We start from the raw sequence: 3,980 nt of genomic DNA on the forward strand, positions 1-3,980 counted from the left end.
TTCGCCGCTGCCTCCGGCGCGCGGATGCGCCCCGATGTCGGCATCGCCTTCAGGGACCCGGTCGGCGACATCATCTCCAACAACTACCCCGCCACCGAGGCCGGCATGCTCGCCACCGCCACCCCGCAGGACCTGCGGGCGGCGCCCGACACCGCGGGGCGGCCGGCGGGCGGAACCGAAATCCGCATCCTGGACAAGGAACTCAACGAACTGCCCACCGGTGAGGTTGGCACCATCTACGTCCGCAACGACACCCAGTTCGAGGGCTACACCCAGGGGTCCTCCGGCAAAGGCAAAGCCTTCCACGCCGGGTTCATGTCGTCGGGCGACGTCGGCTACACCGACGACGCGGGGCGCCTGTTCGTCGTCGGGCGCGACGACGAGATGATCGTGTCCGGCGGCGAGAACGTCTACCCGATCGAGGTGGAGAAGACGCTGGCGGCGCACCCCGACGTGGCGGAGGCCGCGGTCATCGGCGTCGACGACGAGCAGTACGGCCAACGGCTGGCGGCTTTCGTGGTGTTGACCCCGGGCGGGTCCGCCACGGTCGACACGCTCAAGCAACACGTGCGGGAGAACCTGGCCAACTACAAGGTGCCCCGCGAGATCACCGTCCTCGACGAGCTTCCGCGCGGCAGCACCGGCAAGATCCTGCGCAACGAACTGCAATCCGGGGTCAACGGCTGATGCGGCTTGGACGGGTGCTCAGAAAACCGAGGCCATTGGCGCGCGCGGCGGTGGAACTTGCCAACGCGGCCAACGGATTACGACCCCTGGCCCGCAAGGGCTACAGCACCGTCCTGGTGTTCTGGTTCGGCTGGCCGACGTCGGAGGTCCCGGGCCTGTACTTCTCCGCCTCGCTGGTGGACGCGCTACGGCGCGGGCGCCGTGGCGACTTCGCCGGGCCGCGCGGAAAGGCGGCGCTGGCGCTGACAGCAGCGTCCTGGGCCATCCTGGGGGTGATCCGCTACCGCGGTGTCACCACGCCCGGCCCGGTGCTGGAGGCCGGCCTGCGCGAACAATTGGGGCAAGACTACGCCGAGGCGCTCAGCGAGCTGCCACAGACGAAGCCCAACCGCAGCGGGCGGCGCAGCCTGCCGCTGGGCAACACGGTGGCGCGCCGGCGCTACGTCGAGAAGACGAACGTCGTGTCCTATGGCCCCCACGGGCGGGCGAACCTGGCCGACATCTGGCGCCGCCGCGACCTGCCGCCCGACGTCAAGGCGCCGGTGCTGTTGCAGGTTCCCGGTGGCGCCTGGGTGATCGGAATGCGCCGGCCCCAGGCCTACCCGCTGATGAGCCACCTGGCCGCCCGCGGCTGGGTGTGCGTGTCGATCGGCTATCGGGTTTCCCCGGTGCACACCTGGCCCGATCACATCGTCGACGTCAAGCGGGCCCTGGCCTGGGTCAAGGAGAACATCGCGCGCTATGGCGGCGACCCCGAGTTCGTCGCGATCACCGGCGGCTCCGCCGGTGGGCACCTGGCCGCGCTGGCGGCGCTGACCCCCAACGACCCGCAATTCCAGCCGGGCTTCGAAGAAGCCGACACCTCGGTGACCGCCGCGGTACCGGTGTACGGGCGCTACGACTGGTTTTCCACCCAGGGCGAGGGCCGTCCCGAGTTCATCGGGCTACTCGAAAAGTTCGTGGTGAAAAGGAAATTCGCCAGCCACCGCCACGTCTACCTCGACGCCTCGCCGATCCGGCGGCTACGCGCCGACGCCCCACCGTTTTTCGTCATGCACGGCCGCGACGATTCCCTCATCCCGGTCGGCGAGGCTCAGGAGTTCGTCGACGAGCTGCGCGCGGTGTCGAAGTCCCCGGTCGCCTACGCCGAATTGCCGCACGCCCAACACGCTTTCGACATCTTCAGTTCCCCGCGGGCGCATCGATCCGCGGAGGCCGTCGCGCGGTTTTTGTCCTGGGTGTACGCGACGAATCCGCCCGACCGGGATTAGCGGCTCACTCCCGCCGCGGCCTTCTCGAGCTCGGTCAGCGCCGGCTCGATCCCGTCGGCCATGTCGTCGATGTCGTTGGCCACTTCCGGTGTCGTCACGAAGCCGAAGTCCAGGTAGTCCTGGTAGGAAAAGCAGGTGATGTTCAGGGCGACGTCCATGACGGGCGGCCCGAGCGGCACCAGCGAATCCAGTTTGGCGCCCGCCATGTACAACGGCATCGGCGGACCGGGGACGTTGGAGACGACCAGGTTGATGGGGGCCAGGTTTCGCGACAACCCGCTGGCCGTGTAGGCCCGCGCGGCCAGCTGCAGCAGCCCGGGCGGCGTCGTCTCGGTCAGGCCCATGATCTGATGCGCCGAGAGCGCCTTGGCCATCAACTTGGCGCTCTGGGTGCTTTCGTGGATGGCCCGCAGCCGCTCGACCGGATCCTCGATGTGGGTCGCCAGGGATGCGGTCATCGAGCCCACCCTGTTGCCGACGTCGCTCTTGTTTTCGTCGGTGCGGGTTGAGACGGGGATCTGCGCGATGAGCGGTTTGGTCGGCAGCTCGCCGCGTTTCTGTAAGTATTCGCGGGTCGCGCCCGCCACCAGCGCGAGCACGACGTCGTTGAGCTTGACGCCGTAGGCGTCCTTGATGGCCTTGGCCCGGGCCAGCTCGATGCGGCAGCCGCTGACCCGCCGGTGCGGCGACACGGCCGCATTGAACCGGGTCTTGGGCGCTTCGAAGTAACGCGGCGGCCTGCTGCTGACGCCCAGCGCGGCGACCTGCTGGCGCAGGGTCTGCTCCACCAGCCGGGCGATGCGGAAGGGCGTCTTGATGCCGATATTGATGAGCGCGCCCAGCGCGCGCCGCTCCAGGCCCGGAAGCTGGAATCCCACCAGCGACCCGACCGTCTCCTCTTGCGGCGGACGCGGTTGTGGCGTGACGTCCAAAAGGATTTCACTCAGCCCGGCGCCCGAGACCCCGTCGACGATGGCGTGGTGCATCTTGGTCAGGGTCGCGATCCGTCCGCCCTCGACACCCTCGATCACCCACATCTCCCAGAGCGGCCGGGAGCGGTCCAGCTTGTAGGACATCAGCCGGCCCACCAGCTCCTCGAGCTCGCGGCGAGTGCCCGGGCCGGGAACGCCGATGCGACGGACGTGGAAGTCGATATCGAGCTCTTCGTCCTCGACGAACCACGGCCGGTCCAGCCCGAAGGGCGCGCCGGTGACCCGCCACCGCAGCTGCGGCACCTCCGGCAGCCGCGCGATGAGAAGTTCGCGGAGCCGCTGAAAGCTGTACTCGGGCGCGTCCTTCGGATCGCAGATCGCCAGCGCGCCCACATGCATGTGCCAGCCCGCGGTTTCCGCAGACCAAAACGCCGCATCGACACTCGAAAGCCGCTTCATCCCCCGACCGTAGCCCTCCCCTGCCCGTCGCGCCCAGCGATTTGCTGGGGCCGGTTAAGCATCCTCCAGCAGGTCGGGCGTCACCGCGGACTCCGTGTCGGGGAGGCCTTCGACCTTCGCCTTGCGGTCGGCCATGGACAGCAGGCGCCGAATGCGGCCCGCCACAGCGTCTTTCGTCATCGGCGGGTCGGCCAGGCGGCCGAGCTCCTCCAGGGATGCCTGACGGTGCTCGACACGCAGCCGGCCCGCAGAGGCCAAATGGTCCGGGACGGTGTCGCCGAGGATCTCCAGCGCGCGCTCCACCCGGGCGGCCGCCGCGACCGCGGCCCGCGCCGAGCGGCGCAGGTTGGCGTCGTCGAAATTGGCCAGCCGGTTGGCCGTCGCGCGGACCTCGCGACGCATCCGGCGCTCCTCCCAGACGAGCCGGATGTCCTGGGCGCCCATCCGGGTCAGCAGGGCGCCGATCGCCTCGCCGTCGCGCACCACCACCCGGTCGGCGCCACGCACCTCGCGCGCCTTCGCGCTGACCCCGAGCCGGCGTGCCGCGCCCACCAGCGCCAGCGCGGCCTCCGGTCCGGGGCAGCTGACCTCCAACGCCGACGAACGTCCCGGCTCCGTCAACGATCCGTGC

4 protein-coding genes are annotated in these 3,980 nt (G+C 69.7%); 2 read left to right on the forward strand and 2 right to left on the reverse strand.

Annotated features, from left to right (window positions below):
* The coding region (locus tag JWP83_RS02120; protein WP_297725319.1) for an AMP-binding protein at window positions 1–687 on the forward strand (687 nt) is incomplete at its 5' end.
* Window positions 687–1,958, forward strand: a complete 1,272-nt coding sequence (locus JWP83_RS02125) for an alpha/beta hydrolase (RefSeq protein WP_297725321.1) — start codon at window positions 687–689, stop codon at window positions 1,956–1,958. The genes JWP83_RS02120 and JWP83_RS02125, both read left to right, overlap by 1 nt.
* Here the strand turns inward: JWP83_RS02125 and JWP83_RS02130 are convergent.
* Together JWP83_RS02130 and whiA are read right to left on the reverse strand one after the other, a co-directional pair.
* Window positions 1,955–3,349, reverse strand: a complete 1,395-nt coding sequence (locus JWP83_RS02130) for a wax ester/triacylglycerol synthase family O-acyltransferase (protein WP_297725323.1) — start codon at window positions 3,347–3,349, stop codon at window positions 1,955–1,957. The genes JWP83_RS02125 and JWP83_RS02130 overlap by 4 nt on opposite strands.
* 54 nt (window positions 3,350–3,403) lie before the next feature.
* Window positions 3,404–3,980: DNA-binding protein WhiA (whiA, locus tag JWP83_RS02135; RefSeq protein WP_297725325.1), on the reverse strand; the 577-nt coding region annotated here is incomplete at its 5' end.

The sequence above is a fragment of the Mycobacterium sp. genome, from assembly GCF_025965855.1.
In the GTDB taxonomy this organism is placed as follows: Bacteria; Actinomycetota; Actinomycetes; order Mycobacteriales; family Mycobacteriaceae; genus Mycobacterium.